General features: G+C 63.6%; 17 protein-coding genes. 14 read left to right on the forward strand and 3 right to left on the reverse strand.

Annotated features, from left to right (window positions below; genetic code table 11):
- Positions 1-23 precede the first annotated feature (23 nt).
- The 6 genes from M5B96_RS16760 (at position 24) to M5B96_RS16785 (ending at position 6874) form a co-directional block, all read left to right on the forward strand.
- Positions 24-1040 (forward strand): AraC family transcriptional regulator, encoded by a 1017-nt coding sequence (locus M5B96_RS16760; protein ID WP_248797848.1) that lies wholly within the window; start codon positions 24-26, stop codon positions 1038-1040.
- A 128-nt stretch (positions 1041-1168) separates the two neighbouring features.
- Positions 1169-2815, forward strand: coding sequence for an AMP-binding protein (locus M5B96_RS16765; protein ID WP_248797849.1), 1647 nt, complete (start codon positions 1169-1171; stop codon positions 2813-2815).
- Positions 2816-2979: 164 nt separating this feature from the next.
- On the forward strand, positions 2980-3747 hold the full coding sequence (locus M5B96_RS16770) for an SDR family NAD(P)-dependent oxidoreductase (RefSeq protein ID WP_248797850.1): 768 nt from the start codon (positions 2980-2982) through the stop codon (positions 3745-3747).
- Between the two features lie 11 nt (positions 3748-3758).
- A complete protein-coding gene (locus M5B96_RS16775; RefSeq protein ID WP_248797851.1) occupies positions 3759-4949 on the forward strand; it encodes an acetyl-CoA C-acyltransferase in 1191 nt (396 codons plus the stop codon).
- 8 nt (positions 4950-4957) lie between these two features.
- Positions 4958-6085: an acyl-CoA dehydrogenase gene (locus M5B96_RS16780; RefSeq protein WP_248797852.1), complete on the forward strand. Its 1128-nt coding sequence runs from the start codon at positions 4958-4960 to the stop codon at positions 6083-6085.
- Between the two features lie 15 nt (positions 6086-6100).
- On the forward strand, positions 6101-6874 hold the full coding sequence (locus tag M5B96_RS16785) for an enoyl-CoA hydratase (RefSeq protein WP_248797853.1): 774 nt from the start codon (positions 6101-6103) through the stop codon (positions 6872-6874).
- Positions 6875-6959: 85 nt separating this feature from the next.
- Here M5B96_RS16785 and M5B96_RS16790 read toward each other — a convergent pair whose 3' ends face one another.
- Together M5B96_RS16790 and M5B96_RS16795 are read right to left on the reverse strand one after the other, a co-directional pair.
- Positions 6960-8111 carry an acyl-CoA dehydrogenase family protein gene (locus M5B96_RS16790; protein WP_248797854.1) on the reverse strand — a complete coding sequence of 384 codons (1152 nt, stop codon included), beginning with the start codon at positions 8109-8111 and terminating at the stop codon, positions 6960-6962.
- Between the two features lie 3 nt (positions 8112-8114).
- On the reverse strand, positions 8115-9221 hold the full coding sequence (locus tag M5B96_RS16795; RefSeq protein ID WP_248797855.1) for an enoyl-CoA hydratase/isomerase family protein: 1107 nt from the start codon (positions 9219-9221) through the stop codon (positions 8115-8117).
- Between the two features lie 494 nt (positions 9222-9715).
- On the opposite strand from M5B96_RS16795, the gene M5B96_RS16800 reads away from it, so the two are divergent.
- From M5B96_RS16800 to M5B96_RS16835, 8 genes are all read left to right on the forward strand, one after another.
- Entirely contained in the window at positions 9716-10495 is a 780-nt protein-coding gene (locus M5B96_RS16800; protein WP_248797856.1) for a transporter substrate-binding domain-containing protein, read from the forward strand.
- Positions 10496-10571: 76 nt separating this feature from the next.
- Complete coding sequence (locus M5B96_RS16805) at positions 10572-11297, forward strand: ABC transporter permease (protein WP_248797857.1); 726 nt, start codon at positions 10572-10574, stop codon at positions 11295-11297.
- The gene (locus M5B96_RS16810; RefSeq protein WP_248797858.1) at positions 11294-12004 is read left to right on the forward strand and encodes an ABC transporter permease; all 711 of its coding nucleotides are present in this window, start codon (positions 11294-11296) and stop codon (positions 12002-12004) included. Before M5B96_RS16805 ends, M5B96_RS16810 begins: the two co-directional genes overlap by 4 nt.
- Positions 12005-12157: 153 nt before the next feature.
- Complete coding sequence (locus tag M5B96_RS16815) at positions 12158-12919, forward strand: ABC transporter ATP-binding protein (RefSeq protein ID WP_248797859.1); 762 nt, start codon at positions 12158-12160, stop codon at positions 12917-12919.
- A gap of 12 nt (positions 12920-12931) precedes the next feature.
- A complete protein-coding gene (locus tag M5B96_RS16820) occupies positions 12932-13411 on the forward strand; it encodes an Lrp/AsnC family transcriptional regulator (protein WP_248797860.1) in 480 nt (159 codons plus the stop codon).
- A 300-nt stretch (positions 13412-13711) separates the two neighbouring features.
- Positions 13712-14650 (forward strand): citrulline utilization hydrolase CtlX, encoded by a 939-nt coding sequence (gene ctlX / locus M5B96_RS16825; protein ID WP_248797861.1) that lies wholly within the window; start codon positions 13712-13714, stop codon positions 14648-14650.
- Complete coding sequence (gene astA, locus M5B96_RS16830; RefSeq protein ID WP_248797862.1) at positions 14647-15681, forward strand: arginine N-succinyltransferase; 1035 nt, start codon at positions 14647-14649, stop codon at positions 15679-15681. Before ctlX ends, astA begins: the two co-directional genes overlap by 4 nt.
- Positions 15682-15875: 194 nt before the next feature.
- Complete coding sequence (locus M5B96_RS16835) at positions 15876-16154, forward strand: hypothetical protein (RefSeq protein ID WP_248797863.1); 279 nt, start codon at positions 15876-15878, stop codon at positions 16152-16154.
- Between the two features lie 46 nt (positions 16155-16200).
- Here M5B96_RS16835 and M5B96_RS16840 read toward each other — a convergent pair whose 3' ends face one another.
- Complete coding sequence (locus M5B96_RS16840) at positions 16201-18156, reverse strand: acetoacetate--CoA ligase (protein WP_248797864.1); 1956 nt, start codon at positions 18154-18156, stop codon at positions 16201-16203.
- Positions 18157-18297 lie beyond the last annotated feature (141 nt).

Here is an 18297-nt window from a genome sequence, read left to right on the forward strand (position 1 = left end):
GCACAGGGCTTGAGTGAAGGCCAATGTCGGAAAAAGACACCATCTCCATCCATCTGGTGCACGAGGCACTGTTGCAGAGTTGCACCCCCGGTGCGGACACCGTGCAGGTGCTGGACAAGGTCGGGATCGACTCGACGCTGCTGGAACAGCCTGATGCCCGGGTACCGGCCAGTGACTATGCGCGCTTGTGGCGCCTGCTGGCGCGGCGCAACGATGACGAGTTCTTCGGCATGGACCCGCGCAAACTGCGTTGCGGCAGCTTCGCCTATCTGTGCCGCGCCGGCATGGCGCAGCCGACGGTGGCGGCCGGACTGGACTCGGTGCTGGACTTCCTGTCGTTGATGCTGGAGCGCCTGTCGGCGCAGCTGGTGCGCCAGCAAAGCCTGGCGGAAATCGTCCTGCTGGAGCCGGAAGGCGAGGGGCGACGGCCGTTTACCTATTTCGCCTACTGGATGATCGTCCACGGCGTGGCCTGCTGGCTGGCCGGGCGGCGTATCCCGATCCTGGCCATCGAGCTGCGCTGCGCCGAACCGGATTACTGCGAGGACTATCGGGTGATGTTTTCCGAGAACCTGCGTTTTGACCGGCCGCGCACCCGGATGATCTTTTCCGCCGACTGCCTGGACCTGCCGATCAAGCGCAGTGCCGAGGAACTGCAACGCTTCCTGGCGCTGGCGCCGGCCAATATCCTGGTCAAGTACCGCGATGCCCAGAGCCTGGCCAGTCGGATCAAGCAGGACCTGCGCCAACAGCCGGCTGAAGACTGGCCGGAAACCGAAGGGCTGGCCGTGCAATTGTGCATGTCGGCCTCGACCCTGCGCCGGCGGCTGGCGGAAGAAGGGCAGACTTACCAGGGCCTCAAGGACAGCGTGCGCAAGGAGTGGGCGATTGCCTGGCTGGCGGAACCGTCGATCAGCTTCGCCGAGATCGCCACCCGGCTGGGCTTCGCCGACGCCAGTTCGTTCTACAAGGCCTTTCGCAAATGGTCCGGGTCCAACCCGGGGCATTACCGCAGCCTGATCCTCAACGAGGTGCACTAGGCCGCTTATTGGCCAAACCAGTCAATCAGGTTGAAAGCTTTGACCATTGTCCCAAGTCCCTGACAGCGCGACTATTTCCAGGATTTTTCTACGGTTCCTTCCAATAACAAGACCGAGAGATTCTGGATATGCGTGACTATCAGACTGCCACCGCGGACTTCGATTATCAGCAAGCGGCCCAAACGGGCCTGAAAGGGACTTTGGCGGCGCTCAATGCCTGTGTCGAATGCTGCGACCGGCATGCCCTGCCGGGGCGCATCGCGCTGTTCTGGGAGGGTCGCGACGGTAGCAGTGCGGTCTACACCTTCAGCGAACTGCAGGACAAGGCCGCGCGCTTTGCCAACTTCCTGCTCACCCAGGGCGTGCGCCGTGGCGACAAGGTCGCTGCGTTGTTGCCGCGTAATGTCGAACTCTTGATCACGCTGTTCGCCACCTGGCGTATCGGCGCCGTCTACCAGCCGCTGTTCACCGCCTTCGGCCCCAAGGCCATCGAGCACCGCCTGGGCGGCTCCGGCGCCAAGCTGGTGGTCACCGACGCGATCAACCGCGACAAACTCAGCGAAGTTGCCGATTGCCCGGCCATTGTCACGGTCGGCGGCCCCAAGGGGCAGGGCATCGCGCGTGGCGATTTCAGCTTCTGGGCCGAACTGGATAACCACCCGGCCTACTGCGAGCCGGTGTTGCTCACAGGAGAAGACCCGTTCCTGCTGATGTTCACCTCGGGCACCACCGGCCCGGCGAAACCCCTGGAAGTGCCGCTCAAGGCAATCATCGCATTCCAGAATTACACCCGCGACGCGGTCGACCTGCGCCCGGAAGATGCGTTCTGGAACGTCGCCGATCCGGGTTGGGCCTACGGCCTGTATTTCGGCATCACCGGACCGCTCGGCACGGGCCACCCCATTACCTTCTACGATGGTCCGTTTACCGTGGAAAGCACCTGCCGGATCATCGAGAAATACGGCATCACCAACCTTACCGGGTCGCCCACCGCCTATCGCCTGCTGATTGCCGCCGGCGAGGCTTTCGCCAGCAGGATCAAGGGCCGCCTGCGGGTGGTCAGCAGTGCCGGCGAACCGCTGAACCCGGAAGTGATCCGCTGGTTCGCCGATAACCTGGGAGTGACCATTCTCGATCACTATGGCCAGACCGAAATGGGCATGGTGCTGTGCAACCACCATGGCCTGGAGCATCCGGTGCATATCGGCTCGGCGGGGTTCGCTTCGCCCGGGCATCGCATCGTGGTGCTGGACGAGCAGCAGCGGGAGCTGGCGGTCGGGCAGCCGGGGATTCTCGCGCTGGATCGTTCCCAGTCGCCGATGTTCTGGTTCAACGGTTACCAGGGCTTCGAGACCAAGGCCTTTGTCGGCCAGTACTACCTCAGCGGCGACACCGTGGAACTGAATCCGGACGGCAGCATCAGCTTTGTCGGGCGTAGCGATGATGTGATTACCACTTCGGGCTATCGGGTGGGGCCGTTCGATGTGGAAAGCGCCCTGGTGGAGCATCCGGCGGTGGTGGAGGCGGCGGTGGTCGGCAAGCCTTGCCCGGAGCGTACGGAGGTGGTGAAGGCCTTTGTCGTGCTCGGCGCGCGCTACCGTGCCGAGCCGCAGTTGGCCGAGGAGTTGCGTCTGTATGTGCGCAAGCGCCTGGCGGCCCACGCCTATCCACGGGAAATCGAATTTGTCGACGAACTGCCCAAGACCCCAAGTGGCAAGTTGCAGCGTTTTATCTTGCGTAATCAGGAGATCGCCAAGGCCCAGGCCGCGACCTGAGGACACGAATCCCTTGTGGAAGCGGAGCTTGCCCGCGAAGCTTTTAGCGTCCTCAGTGACGCCTTCGCGGGCAAGCTCCGCTCCCACAAAAGCTCCAGCTCACCGTCTGTAAAAGCGCCACTCTTGCAGGGCGCTGATTGACGGTTTTAACGAAGGACAGTGCAATGGACATTAAAGACAAGGCTTTCCTGGTCAGCGGCGGGGCTTCCGGCCTCGGTGCGGCCACCTCTGAAATGCTGGTGGCCGCCGGCGCCAAGGTGATGCTGGTGGACCTCAATGCCGAGGCCGTCGCGGCCCAGGCGAAAAAGCTCGGCGCGCAAGCCCGCAGCGTGGTCGCCGACATCACCCTGGAGGCCCAGGCCCTGACGGCCGTCCAGGCCGCGGTCCAGGCCTTCGGCGGCCTGCACGGCCTGGTCAACTGCGCCGGCATCGTGCGCGGCGAGAAGATCCTCGGCAAGAATGGCCCGCACCTGCTGGAAAGCTTCAGCCAGGTGATCAACGTCAACCTGATCGGCAGCTTCAACCTGCTGCGCCTGGCCGCCGCCGCCATTGCCGAGACCGAGGCGGATGCCGACGGCGAGCGCGGGGTGATCATCAATACCGCTTCCGCCGCCGCCTATGACGGCCAGATCGGCCAGGCCGCCTATGCCGCGTCCAAGGGCGCCATCGTCAGCCTGACCCTGCCAGCAGCCCGTGAACTGGCACGCTTCGGTATTCGGGTGATGACCATTGCCCCGGGCATCTTTGAAACCCCGATGATGGCCGGCATGAGCCCCGAGGTCCGCGCTTCGCTTGCCGCCGGCGTGCCGTTCCCGCCGCGCCTGGGCAAGCCCGCCGAGTACGCCGCGCTGGTGCGGCATATCATTGAAAACCGCATGCTCAATGGCGAGGTGATCCGTCTCGACGGTGCCTTGCGCATGGCCGCGAAATAGGAGAATCGATCATGATTGCCAACGATCCCATTGTTATCGTCAGTGCCGTGCGCACGCCCATGGGCGGCTTCCAGGGCGACCTGAAAAGCCTCAGCGCGCCGCAACTGGGCGCCGCCGCGATCCGTGCCGCTGTCGAGCGCGCGGAACTGGCGCCGAACGAAGTCGAGCACGTGCTGTTCGGCTGCGTGCTGTCCGCCGGCCTCGGCCAGGCCCCGGCGCGTCAGGCGGCCCTCGGTGCCGGGCTGGACAAGTCGACCCGCTGCACCACCCTGAACAAGATGTGCGGCTCTGGCATGGAAGCGACCATTCTTGCCCACGACATGCTCCTGGCCGGCAGCGCCGAGGTGGTGGTGGCCGGCGGCATGGAAAGCATGTCCAATGCCCCGTACCTGCTGGACCGCGCCCGTAGCGGCTACCGCATGGGTCACGGCCAGGTGCTCGACCACATGTTCCTCGACGGCCTGGAAGACGCCTACGACAAGGGCCGCCTGATGGGCACCTTCGCCGAGGACTGCGCCGAGACCCACGGTTTCAGCCGTGAAACCCAGGACGCCTTTGCCGTGGCCTCACTGACCCGTGCGCAAGCCGCGATCAGCGAGGGCCGTTTCCGCGCGGAAATCGTGCCGCTGACGGTTACCGTGGGCAAGGAGCAGCGGCTGATCAGCGACGACGAACAGCCGCCCAAGGCCAAGCTGGACAAGATCGCCAGCCTGAAGCCGGCGTTCCGTCCGGGCGGTACGGTCACGGCGGCGAACTCCAGTTCGATTTCCGACGGCGCGGCGGCGTTGGTGCTGATGCGTCAGTCCGAAGCGCAGAAACGGGGTCTCACGCCCTTGGCTGTGATTCGCGGGCATGCGGCGTTCGCCGATACCCCCGGGCTGTTCCCGGTGGCACCAGTAGGCGCCATCCAGAAGTTGATGAAAAAAACCGGCTGGTCCCTGGACCAGGTCGATCGCTTTGAAATCAACGAAGCCTTCGCCGTGGTCACCCTGGTGACCATGCAAAAACTGGAACTGCACCACGACAAGGTCAACGTCCACGGCGGCGCCTGTGCCCTGGGCCATCCGATCGGTGCGTCCGGCGCGCGGATCCTGGTCAGTCTGCTCTCGGCCCTGCGCCAGAAAGGCCTGAGGCGTGGGGTCGCGGCCATTTGCATCGGCGGCGGTGAAGCCACGGCCATGGCCGTCGAGTGCCTGTACTAGGAGTTCCCATGCTACCCACCGATGAACAACAACAGATCGCCGAAGCGGCCCGGGATTTTTCCCAGGAACGCCTGAAACCCTTCGCCGCCGAGTGGGACCGCGAGCACCGCTTTCCGAAAGAAGCCATCGGCGAAATGGCCGGGCTGGGCTTTTTCGGCATGCTGGTCCCGGAACAGTGGGGCGGCTGCGACACCGGCTACCTGGCCTACGCCATGGCCCTGGAAGAAATCGCCGCCGGCGACGGCGCCTGCTCGACCATCATGAGCGTGCACAACTCGGTCGGCTGTGTGCCGATCCTCAAGTTCGGCAGCGAAGAGCAGAAAGCCCGTTTCCTCCCGCCACTGGCCAGCGGCGCCATGCTCGGTGCCTTCGCCCTCACCGAACCGCAGGCCGGTTCCGATGCCAGCGGCCTGAAGACCCGCGCCAAGCGCGTCGGCGACCACTATGTGCTCAACGGCTGCAAGCAGTTCATCACCTCCGGGCAGAACGCCGGGGTGGTGATCGTCTTCGCGGTGACTGACCCGGATGCTGGTAAACGCGGGATCAGCGCCTTTATCGTGCCTACCGATTCGCCAGGTTATGTCGTTGCCCGGGTCGAGGACAAGCTCGGCCAGCACGCCTCCGACACCTGCCAGATCCTCTTCGAGGATGTGCAGGTGCCGTTGGCCAACCGCCTGGGCGAGGAGGGCGAGGGTTACCGCATCGCCCTGGCCAACCTGGAAGGCGGACGGGTCGGCATCGCCGCGCAATCGGTGGGCATGGCCCGGGCCGCCTTCGAGGCCGCCCGCGACTATGCCCGTGAGCGGGAAAGTTTCGGCAAGGCGCTGATCGAGCACCAGGCCGTGGCCTTCCGCCTGGCGGACATGGCCACCCAGATCGCCGTGGCCCGGCAGATGGTGCATTACGCGGCGGCCCTGCGTGACAGCGGCAAGCCGGCTCTGGTGGAGGCCTCCATGGCCAAGCTGTTCGCTTCGGAAATGGCCGAGAAAGTCTGCTCGCAAGCCTTGCAAACCCTGGGCGGCTATGGCTATTTGAGCGACTTCCCGTTGGAGCGGATCTACCGCGACGTGCGGGTCTGCCAGATTTACGAAGGCACCAGTGACATTCAGCGCATGGTCATTTCGCGCAACCTGTGATCAAGGAATCTATCGATGAGTTATGAAACCATTCTGTTGGACATCAAGGACCGTGTCGGCCTGATTACCCTGAACCGCCCGCAGGCGCTCAACGCCTTGAACGCCCAGATCATCGGCGAACTGAACCAGGCGCTGGACGCCCTGGAGGCCGATCCGAAGATCGGCTGCATCGTGCTGACCGGTTCGAAAAAAGCCTTTGCGGCCGGGGCCGATATCAAGGAAATGGCCGAGCTGACCTACCCGCGGATCTATATGGACGACCTGTTCAGCGACAGCGACCGGGTGGCCAACCGACGTAAGCCGATTATCGCCGCGGTGTCCGGTTTTGCCTTGGGCGGCGGCTGTGAGCTGGCCCTGATGTGCGACTTTATCCTGGCCGGCGACAACGCCAAGTTCGGCCAGCCGGAAATCAACCTCGGCGTGCTGCCGGGCATGGGCGGCACCCAGCGCCTGACCCGCGCGGTGGGCAAGGCCAAGGCCATGGAAATGTGCCTGACCGGGCGCTTTATCGATGCCGTGGAAGCCGAGCGTTGCGGGATCGTCGCGCGGATTGTGCCGACCGACGAACTGCTTGAGGAAGCGCTGAAGGTCGCGGCGTTGATTGCGAGTAAATCGGTGCCGATCAGCATGATGGTCAAGGAAAGCGTCAACCGCGCCTTCGAGGTCAGCCTGTCGGAAGGCGTGCGTTTCGAGCGCCGGGTGTTCCACGCGGCGTTTGCCACCCTGGATCAGAAGGAAGGCATGGCGGCGTTTATCGCCAAGCGTGAGGCACAGTTCAAGGACAGTTGAGCAGACGGGTGACTGAGCAGGAGTATTTTGGAGGATTACTGTGGCGAGCGGGCAAGCCCGCTCGCCACAAGGCCGTGCTCTGCAGTTACACCAGGTAGTGCTTCAGTTCCCGCGCGATCAGCATCCGCTGAATCTCGCTCGATCCTTCATAGATCTGCGTGATCCGCGCATCGCGGTAGTACCGCTCCACCGGATAATCTTCCAGATACCCGTAGCCACCATGAATCTGCATGGCCGAGGAGCAGACCTTCTCGGCCATTTCCGAGGCGAACAGCTTGGCCTGTGAAGCCTCCGACAGACACGGCTGCCCGGCGCTGCGCAGGCGTGCCGCATGCAGGATCAGCAGGCGGGTGGCATTGATCCGGGTGTGCATGTCGGCCAGCAGGTTGGCGATGCTCTGGTGCTCGATAATCGGTTTGTCGAACTGCACCCGCTCGCGGGCATAGGCCAGCGCCGCTTCGAACGCGGCACGGGCGATCCCCAGGGCCTGGGCGGCGATGCCGATACGACCGCCTTCCAGGTTCGACAAGGCAATCGCCAGGCCCTTGCCGCGTTCGCCCAACAGATTGGCTTCGGGCACGCGGCACTGGTTGAGGGTCACCGCGCAGGTGTCGGAGGCGCGAATGCCCATCTTGTGTTCGGTACGGTCAACGATAAAGCCTGGCGTGGCGGTGGGTACCAGAAATGCCGAGAGACCTTTCTTGCCCAACTGCGGATCGGTGACGGCAAAGACAATCGCCAGCTCGGCGCGCTTGCCGTTGCTGACAAACTGCTTGGCGCCATTGATCACCCACTCGCCGTCCTTCAGTTCGGCACGGGTCCGCAGATTATGGGCCTCGGAGCCGGCCTGGGGTTCGGTGAGACAGAAGCAGCCAATCGCCTGCCCCGTGGCGAGCCGCTCCAGCCACGTCTCCTTCTGGGCCTGGCTGCCGTAGTTGAGGACCGGCCCGCAGCCGACCGAGTTGTGAATGCTCATCAGCGCACCGGTGGCGCCGTCTCCGGCGGAAATTTCTTCCACGGCCAGGGCGTAGGCGACGTAGTCGACATAGGTGCCGCCCCATTCCTCGGGCACCACCATGCCCAGCAGGCCCAACTCGCCCATCTTGGCGACCAGGCCGTCATCGATCCAGCCGGCCTTTTCCCAGGCCTGGGCATGGGGCGCGATCTCGCCACGGGCAAAGTCCCGGGCCATATCGCGGATCATCACTTGTTCTTCGCTCAATTCAATATCGTGCATGGTTCAGTTCCCGCTCGCGTCGAGGCCATGGAAAAAGCTGGCGACATGCTCGGCATCCAGTTCGCGCAGGGTCGGTGGGTTCCAGCGTGGGTTCTTGTCCTTGTCGATCAGCAGGGCGCGCACGCCCTCCATCAGGTCGCCGCGGGCGAACCATTGGCGATCCAGGTGCAGCTCCAGGGCAAAGCACTGCTCCAGGGCCAGATGACGGCCGCGCCGGAGCATTTCCAGGGTCACGGCCATGGCCAGGGGCGAGCGGGTCTCCAGCAGGTCGGCGGTTTTCCGGGCCCATTCATGGCTGTCGGCGACGGTGACTTCGCGCAGTTGCTCGACCATGCTCGGGACATCCGGCAGGGCGAAGAAGTGGTCGATGGCCGGGCGCAAGGCGTCCAGTGGCGCATCGGGCAAGGTTTGCACGGCGAGTTTCGCCAGCAGGCCCTGGAGGTCCTTGAGCGGTGTTTCATGCCATTGCAAACGGTCGAGGCGTTCGTCCAACTGGGCCAGTTTGTCGCTGCTCAGGTACCAGTCGGCCAAGCCACAGTAGAGGGCGTCGGCGGCGTGGATCTGCACGCCGCTGACCCCCAGGTAGATCCCCAGTTCGCCGGGAATCCGCGGCAGGAAATGACTGCCGCCGACATCCGGGAAATAGCCGATGGCAACTTCCGGCATGGCCAGCCGGCTGCGCTCGGTGACCACTCGCAGGTCGGCGCCTTGCACCAGGCCCATGCCGCCGCCGAGGACAAAACCGTCCATCAGTGCCAGTACCGGTTTGCGGTAGTGGTGGATGGCCAGGTCCAGCGCGTATTCCTCGACGAAGAAGTCATCGTGCAGGCGTCCGCCGCTGGTGTAGCTGTCATACAGCGAACGGATATCGCCGCCGGCACAGAAGGCCCGCTCGCCGGCCCCGCGCAAGACCACTGCGTGCACCTGCGGGTCGTGGGCCCAGGCGTCGAGCTGCTGCTGCAGGGCGCGGATCATGTCGAGGGTGAGGGCGTTGAGGCCGGCGGGGCGGTTGAGGGTCAGGTGACCGATATGGTTGCGCACGTCGGCCAGGACGTCGGCCTCCGGGGCGTCGAGGTCCTGGGTGGCGGAGGATGAAACCCGAGCAGTCATCACTAACTCCCTGCTTTTATTGTCTTTTTGGTGTGTTCGGCGGGCGAACGATGCCCGATCGTAACAGTGCAAATTTGCCCTGTACAACCGGAATAATCGCAGGTCGAGTCTGCATTTTTGCCTGGACCCGCTGCGAGCACCTATGCGCTCTCTAGACCTTAGCCGTGCCTGGGCCGCAAAGCGAATCAGCACCCCGTTGCGCGGAGGGTCGCGACAGGATCGGCTGTGACCCTCTCGCCACGGGCCTTTTCCGGCTGTTTTGGCGTGGTCTTACGACACCCGCTCGGTTCCTCTAGTTGGCATTCTGGCCTCCTTGCGCTGACGTTCCCGCGAACGCTCGCAAGAGGACGGGCCCCGATCCTCAAAGGCGTGGGCTCATTCAATAACAATAAGAACGATAGCGCGGCACTGGCCGCCCATTCTCTGCCCCTGTCCAAAAGTGTGCCGGCATCCGCTTGCACACGATAACTTCAAATAAATCCGGGACTCTGAAGATGACTCATACATGGCTGACCTTACCTGTACTGGCATTGGCGCTTTGCTGCGGCGGCGCAAGCGCCAAGGAGTGGAAAGAGCTGCGCTTCGGCACCAATCCGTCTTACCCGCCGTTTGAATCCAGCACCGCCGACGGTGGCGTGGAGGGTTTCGGTATCGACCTGGGCAATGCCATCTGCGCGGAGCTGAAGCTCAAGTGTGTCTGGGTCAGCAATGACTTTGATGGCCTGATCCCGGCACTCAAGGCCGGCAAGTTCGACGCCATCGAGTCGTCGATGACCGTCACCGAGCCGCGCAAGAAGCAGATCGACTTCACTGATCGGCTCTACGCCGGCCCGACTGCCATCGTCACCCGCAAGGACGCGGGGCTGCAACCGACCGCCGAATCCTTGAAGGGCAAGACCATCGGCTATATGCAGGGGACCATCCAGGAGGCCTATGCCAAGGCACGCCTGGCACCGGGCGGGGTGAAGGTCCGCGCCTACCAGAATCAGGACCAGGTCTATGCCGATCTGGTCTACGGGCGTCTCGACGGTTCGATCCAGGACAAGCTGCAGGCTGAAATGAGTTTCCTCAAGTCGCCCCAGGGCGCGGCCTTCCAGAACAGCGTGGGGATCACTGACCCATTGATCCCGATGGATATCGCCATCGGTGTACGCCAGGGCAACGACGAGCTCAAGGGCATGCTCAACAGCGCGATCAAGGCGCTGCATGAGAAGGGCATCTACGCCCAGTTGCAGAAGAAATACTTCGGCGATCTGGACCTTTACAACAACTGATCCCGGCTCCCACGTCCCCCGTACGGTCCCTGGCCGTGCGGCGCCGGGGCGTGGCGCTGGAAGACGGGTGATCGATGTGACGACCTTTCTAGAATTCTTCGGCCTGGCTGCTGCCGGCTTGCAGGGCTATGGCCCACTGCTGCTGCATGGGGTGTGGGTCACCGCCAAGCTCTCGGCGTTGTCGCTGCTAGTGAGCATGGCCCTGGGCTTGCTTGGCGCCACGGCCAGGCTTTCGCCGCTGCGGCTGTTCAATCTGCCGGCGACCCTCTATACCACGCTCATTCGCGGTATTCCGGACCTGGTGCTGATGCTGCTGATTTTCTACAGCCTGCAAGGCTGGCTCAGTCATCTGACCGAGGCCATGGACTGGCCCTATATGGAAATCGATCCCTTCGTGGCGGGGGTGGTGACCCTGGGGTTCATCTACGGCGCGTATTTCACCGAGACCTTCCGTGGCGCCATCCTGAGCATTCCGCATGGCCAGACCGAGGCCGCCACCGCCTATGGGCTGAGCGCCTGGCAGCGGTTCCGCTGCGTGGTCTTCCCGCAGATGATGCGCTTCGCCTTGCCGAGCCTGGGCAATAACTGGCTGGTATTGCTCAAGGCCACGGCGCTGGTGTCGATCATCGGCCTCGCCGATCTGGTCAAGGTTGCCCAGGACGCCGGTAAAAGTACCTTCAACATGATGTATTTCCTGGTGCTGGCGGCGTTGCTCTACTTGCTGATCACCAGTGCCTCGAACTACCTGTTGCGTTGCCTGGAGCGGCGTTTCAACCTCGGTGTGCGGGAGTCGGCGCGATGATCGAGTTGTTCCGGGAATACTGGCAACCCTTCCTGTTCACTGACGGCGAGAGCCTGACCGGCCTGGCCATGACCCTCTGGCTATTGTGCGCAAGCATCGGCATCGGGTTTGTCCTGTCGCTGCCATTGGCGCTGTTGCGGGTGTCGCGCAATCTGCTGTTGCGCTGGCCGGTGCAGCTCTTTACCTATGTTTTTCGCGGCACACCGCTCTATATCCAGTTGTTGATCTGCTACAGCGGCATCTACGGCATGGCGGTGGTGCGTGAGCAGCCCTTGCTGGAAGCCTTCTTCCGCGACGCGATGAACTGCACCTTGCTGGCGTTCGTGCTCAACACCTGTGCCTACACCGTGGAGATTTTCGCCGGGGCGATTCGCAGCATTCCCTACGGTGAAATCGAGGCGGCCCATGCCTATGGCCTGAGTGGCTGGCGCCTGGCCGTGCGCTTGATCCTGCCCTCGGCATTGCGCCGGGCACTGCCGTACTACAGCAACGAAGTGATCCTGATGTTGCATGCCACCTCGGTGGCCTTCACCGCCACCATCCCGGACATCCTCAAGGTCGCCCGGGATGCCAACTCCGCGACCTTCATGACTTTCCAGGCCTTCGGCATTGCCGGGTTGCTCTACCTGGGCCTGTCCTTCGGCCTGGTCGGCGTGTTCCGGCTGGCGGAACGGCGCTGGCTGAGCTTCCTCGGCCCGGCGCACTGAGCCCAATCAACCTCAGAGATACCGTGAAACCTGTAGGAGCAGGGCTTGCCCGCGAAGCATTTTGGCGATCTTGAGGGCCCCTTCGCGAGCAAGCTCTGCTCCTACAGGGCCCGTGTTTCTCCCATTTTTCCAGGGCATGCCCCGGGAGCTTTCATGTACAAATTGAATATCGAAAACCTCTACAAGCGCTTCGGCGATAACGAAGTCCTCAAGGGCGTATCGCTGCAGGCCCGCTCCGGCGATGTGGTAAGCATGATCGGCGCCAGCGGCTCGGGCAAAAGCACCATGCTGCGCTGCATCAATTTCCTCGAACGGGCCGACGAAGGTCGCATCGAGCTGGACGGCGAACTGATCGCCACCCATCCGGCCCCGGGCGGGATGAAGGTCACCAGTCCGGCGCAGTTGCAGCGTCTGCGCACCCGCCTGGCCATGGTCTTCCAGCATTTCAACCTGTGGAGCCATCTGACGGTGCTCGAGAACATTGTCATGGCGCCGTGCCGGGTGCTGGGCGTGGCGCGCAAGGACGCCGAGGAGCGGGCCCGCGCCTATCTCGACAAGGTCGGCTTGCCGCAGCGGGTGGCCGGGCAGCATCCGGCGTTTCTCTCCGGTGGCCAGCAGCAGCGCGTGGCGATTGCCCGGGCCCTGGCCATGGAGCCGCAGATCCTGCTGTTTGACGAACCGACCTCGGCGCTCGATCCGGAACTGGTGGGCGAGGTCTTGAAAGTGATCCAGGCGCTGGCCGAGGAAGGTCGTACAATGCTCATGGTAACGCACGAGATGGGGTTTGCCCGGCAGGTTTCCAGCCAGGTGTTGTTCCTCCATCAGGGCCGGGTCGAAGAGCAGGGTACTGCCGAGATGCTCGACCATCCGCAAAGCGAGCGTTTGCAACAGTTTCTTTCTGGCCGTTTGAAGTGAGGCAAGCCATTCATGGCGGATATTCGTGACCTGTCGATCGTCCTGGATCGCATCGACCAGGCAATTATCGAGGTGCTGCGCCACGACGGGCGTATTACTTACCAGAAGCTCTCCGAGCGTGTGCACCTGACCCCCCGGCCTTGCCTGGAACGGGTGCGCAAGCTGGAACAGTTGGGCGTGATCCGCGGCTACGGGGCGATTGTCGACGAGAAGAAACTTTCGCCGGGTTTGTCGTTGCTGGTGCTGGTGGCGCTGTCGAACCAGAGCGGGCGAGCGGCGCAGAAGGCCTTCGAGGCCAAGACCCGGGCCTGCCCGCAGGTGCTGGAGTGCCGCCTGATCAGCGGCGCATTCGATTACAGCCTGCGCATGCGTTGCCGCGACATGGAGCATTACCGGGTCCTGACGGAAACCTGGCTGGATGACCCGGAGCTGCATATCGACAAACTGGTCAGCCACCCCGAGCTGGCCATGGTCAAGACCTCGATGGAATAGCGGGCCTGCCAGGGTGGGAGCCGGCTTGCCGGCGATGGCGTCCGGATGGGCAGTGCCAGGCTCAAAGGCCCCATCGCTGGCAAGCCAGCTCCTACAGTTAGCTGTGTTGACCGTCGTTGCGGCTCAAGGGGAAAGACGCTATTGGCCAGGTCAATATATTCAATATCCAGGCCTCGCCGATTCTGCTGCACCACGCAAATCTTTCAGCCGTTTCCAGCCTTCGCCGCCGGCTTATCAACCGGGTTTTTCCCCGCCTCGAACAGACAATGAGCACCTCAACCCCTCATTGAATTCGTGCCCATGCAAACCACCCACACCGTATTGATGGTTCGTCCGGCGAGCTTCGCCTTCAATCCCGACACCGCCGCCAACAACCGTTTCCAGCAGCAAGCCCTGGCCGACGAAAACGTCCAGCAGCAGGCCCTCGAGGAATTCGACCAGTATGTCGCGGCCTTGCGCGGCCATGACGTCGAGGTCCTGGTACACCACGACCGCGCCTTGCCGCATACCCCGGATTCGATTTTTCCCAACAATTGCTGGAGCAGCCATCCCGATGGCACCCTGGTGATCTATCCGATGCAGGGGCATAACCGGCGCCTGGAGCGCAACAAGGGGGTGCTCGACTGGCTGCGTGAACAGCACCAGGTGTCGCACTGCGTGGACTTTTCCGGCCTGGAAGCCCAGGGCCTGTTTCTCGAAGGCACCGGCAGCATGGTCTTCGACCGTGAGCAGCGGATCTGTTACGCCGGCTATTCCACCCGCACCCATGCCGCGGCCTTGCAGCCGGTGCTCGATCACTTGGGCTACCAACTCTGTGCGTTCAATGCCGTGGACCGCGGCGGGGTGCCGATCTACCACACCAACGTGATGATGAGCGTCGGCCGGCGCCTGGCCGTGGCCTGCCTGCAGGCCGTCAGCGACCCGGCCGAACGCGACGGCCTGCGTCAGCGCCTGGAGTCCAGTGGCAAGGAAATCCTCACCCTGGACTGGGGCCAGCTGGAGTCTTTCGCCGGCAATATGCTGGAAGTGCACAACCGCCGGGGCGAACCGCTGCTGGTGATGTCGCGCACCGCCTGGGCGGCGCTCGATGCCGGGCAGCGACGACAGGTCGAACACTATGCCACGCCCTTGCCGGTGAAGATCGATACCATCGAGCGCATCGGCGGCGGCAGTGCCCGTTGCATGCTGGCTGAGGTGTTCCTGCCCAAACATCCCACCACCGTGGAGTGCGCCCGATGATTGTTCGTCCCGCCCGTTTGTCCGACCTCGCGGCCCTGTTGTCCCTGGCACAAAGCGCCGGCGCCGGCCTGACCACGCTGCCCGCCGACCCGCAGCGCCTGCAACATCGCCTGGAGTGGGCGCAAAAGACTTTCGCCGGCATCGCCGAGCGGGGTGACGCCGACTACCTGTTCGTCCTTGAAACCAGCGAAGGCGAAGTCGTGGGCATCTGCGCCCTGGCCGGCGCGGTCGGCCTGCGCGAGCCCTGGTACAACTACCGGGTCGGCCTGTTGGTGGCGGCGTCGAAAAACCTTTCGATCAACCAGCATCTGCCGACCCTGTTCCTGGGCAACGACATGACCGGTCATTCCGAGCTCTGCTCGCTGTTCCTGGCGGCCGATCAGCGCGAAGGCCTGAACGGTCGACTGTTGTCCAAGGCGCGTTTTTTGTTTCTCGCCGAATTCCGTGAATGCTTCGGTGACAAGGTGATCGCCGAGATGCGCGGCTACTCCGACGAGCAGGGTATTTCGCCGTTCTGGGAAGGTCTGGGGCGACATTTCTTCAAGATGGATTTCGCCGCTGCCGACTTCCTCACCGGCCAGGGCAACAAGACCTTTATCGCCGAACTGATGCCCAAGTTTCCGCTGCCCACCTGCCTGCTGCCGAAAGCCGCGCAGGCGGTGATCGGCCGGGTCCATCCGAATACCGAACCGGCGCTGGGCATGCTCAAGGCAGAAGGATTCGGCTTCAAGGACTATGTCGACATCTTTGACGGCGGGCCATTGATCGAGTGTGCCACCGATGAGATTCGCGCCGTGCGGGACAGCCAGGTGCTGGTGCTGAGTATCGGTACGCCGGGAGATCACGCCGAGCCTTACCTGATCCACAATCGCCAGTTCGCCGAGTGCCGGATTGCGGCCGCGCCGGCCCGGGTCGCTGCCGGAACCCTGGTGGTCGAGGCACGGACCGCCGCGCAACTGGGACTTGAGGCGGGAGCTTCGGTGCGCGCGGTGACCTTGTCGGCGCGCCGCTCGCAACAGGCTGCCGCCTAGCCTGTGGTGGCCGTGAAAACGCCTTGAATGGCCCGGGAAAGGCAGAAGGATCGCAAAGTCGGTGTTCTGGCTCGGAAAAGTGCCAGAACTGTCATTTCTGACAGTTCTGGGGCGCGGGAATGAGCGCTTCAATACCCGGCAGCCCTGCCAGCCGGCATGGCAGGCAAAGGCGCCAATCCCAGGAGGACCCGCTCATGATGCTGGAGGAACTGCGAGGCTATCGGCTCAGCTCGGCCGGCGAGGCGGGTTCGACGGTGATGGGCTTCGGCTCGGATCTGATACTGGCACGTTACCTGGCCGATGGGCAGTTGGACCGGGACTTCGCCAGCAGGCGCGGCTGGGTGCGCAGCAGCCTGGGCCGCAGCCTGGATACCGCCACCGCCCTGGCCCTGCAAAACGATGGACGAATCCTGCTGGCCGGCCATTCATTGTTCGGCAGTTTCAGGGCGGTGGTGCTGCGTTATCGGGGATGACCGTCGGGCTGCAATGTCCTGCTGACGCCGGGGCGGAGCCATGGTGTCAGTCACGCAACTGCGGTCTGTCCCTGAACTGTTCCAGTGCCTCGGGATTGGCCAGGGCATCGGTGTTTTTCACTGTCTGTCCGTGCACCACATTACGTACCGCGAGCTCGACGATCTTGCCGCTGAGGGTGCGCGGGATGTCCGTGACCGCAAGGATCTTCGCCGGTACATGACGAGGCGTGGTGTTGGCACGGATCACCTGGCGGATCTGCTGCTCCAGCGCCTCATCCAGTTCGACACCGTCGCGCAGGCGGACGAACAACACCACCCGCACATCGCTCTGCCATTGCTGGCCGATGGCGATGCTCTCCAACACCTGTTCGAGCTTTTCCACCTGCCGATAGATTTCCGCCGTGCCGATGCGTACCCCGCCGGGGTTGAGCACGGCATCGGAGCGACCGTGGATCATCAGGGTGCCGTCGGCGAATTCCTCGGCGTAGTCGCCCTGGGCCCAGACCCCGGGAAACTGGCTGAAATAGGAGGCCTTGAGCTTTTCCCCTTGCGGGTCGTTCCATAACCCCACCGGCATCGCCGGAAAGTGCCGGGTGCAGACCAGTTCGCCTTTGGTTTCAAGCACGGCTTGCGCGTTGTCATCCCAGACTTCCACCGCCATGCCCAGGCTCTTGCACTGCATCCGGCCGCGCACCACCGGCAGCACCGGATTGCCGCTGACGAAACAGGAAACGATATCGGTGCCGCCGGACATGGAGGTCAGGCAGACCTCGTCCTTGATCTGGCGGTAGACGTAGTCGTAGCTCTGTGGCGACAGCGGCGAACCGGTGCACAGCAGGGTTTTCAGGCTGTCCAGCCGATGGCTCTGGCGCGGCTCGAGCCCGGCGTCTTCCAGGGCTGCCAGGTACTTGGGGCTGGTGCCGAAGGCGCTGATGCGCTCGCTGTCGATCAGGTCCAGCAGGCGTTGCGGGCCGGGATGAAATGGCGAGCCGTCGTAGAGCACCAGGCTGGCGCCGACCGCCAGGCCCGAGACCAGCCAGTTCCACATCATCCAGCCGCAGGTGGTGTAGTAGAACAGGCAGTCGTCGCGCCCCAGGTCGACATGCAGGCCGTGTTCCTTGAGGTGTTGTAGCAGGACCCCGCCGGTGCTGTGGACAATGCACTTGGGCACCCCGGTGGTGCCGCTGGAATAGAGAATGTACAGCGGGTGGGCGAACGGCACCGGGGTGAATTCGGGCTCGCCGCCGGCCTGGTAGAAGTCGTTCCACAATGCCACCTGGGCCTGGGTGTGAAAGTCCTCGACGCGCGCCTCGGGACGGGCGTAAGGCACGATCAGCAGTTGCTGCAAACCGGGCAGGCGTTCGAGGATTTCGTTGAGTTTGCTGGTCTGGTCGATCAGCTTGCCGGCGTAGCGGTAGCCGGCGCAGGTGATCAGGACCTTGGGTTCGATCTGGCCGAAGCGGTCGATCACGCCCTGGGTGCCGAAGTCCGGCGAGGAGCACGACCAGATGGCGCCGAGGCTGGTGGTGGCGAGCATGCCCACCAGGGTTTGCCAGGTGTTGGGCAGGCAGGCCGCGACACGGTCGCCGAGGCCGACACCGGCGGCCCGCAGGCTTTTTTGCAGGCCCGCGACCTGGGCCGCGAGTTCGCTGTGGCTCAGGGTTTCGCGGCGCCCGTCTTCGCTGACGGCGACCACCGCCAGGTGATCGTCACGGCGGCGCAGCAGGTGTTCGGCAAAGTTCAGGGTGGCGCCCGGGAACCAGTGGGCGCTGGGCATCTGCGGGCCTTCGCGCAGTACCGCGCTGGCCGGGGTATGGAATTCGACGTCGAAGAAATCGACGATGGCCTGCCAGAAGTCCTCCCGCCGCTCGATGCTGAAGCGGTGCAGGGCGGGGTAGTCGTCCAGTTGCAGGTCGTGACGATGATTGATGAAGCGCCGGAACGCTTCGATCCGGGTCTTGCTGACACGCTCGGCGTCGGGGCGCCAGAGGACTTCGGTCATGGTCTTTCCTTTGTTGTTTTTCTTTGACTGCACACAACTGACACCCGCAACCCTGTGGGAGCCGGCTTGCCGGCGATGGCGCCCTCGAATTCAATGCTGGATTCACTGGCCTCACCGCCGACAAGCCGGCTCCTGCAGGTG

Source organism: Pseudomonas sp. MWU13-2105 (genome assembly GCF_023242315.1).
GTDB lineage: Bacteria > Pseudomonadota > Gammaproteobacteria > Pseudomonadales > Pseudomonadaceae > Aquipseudomonas.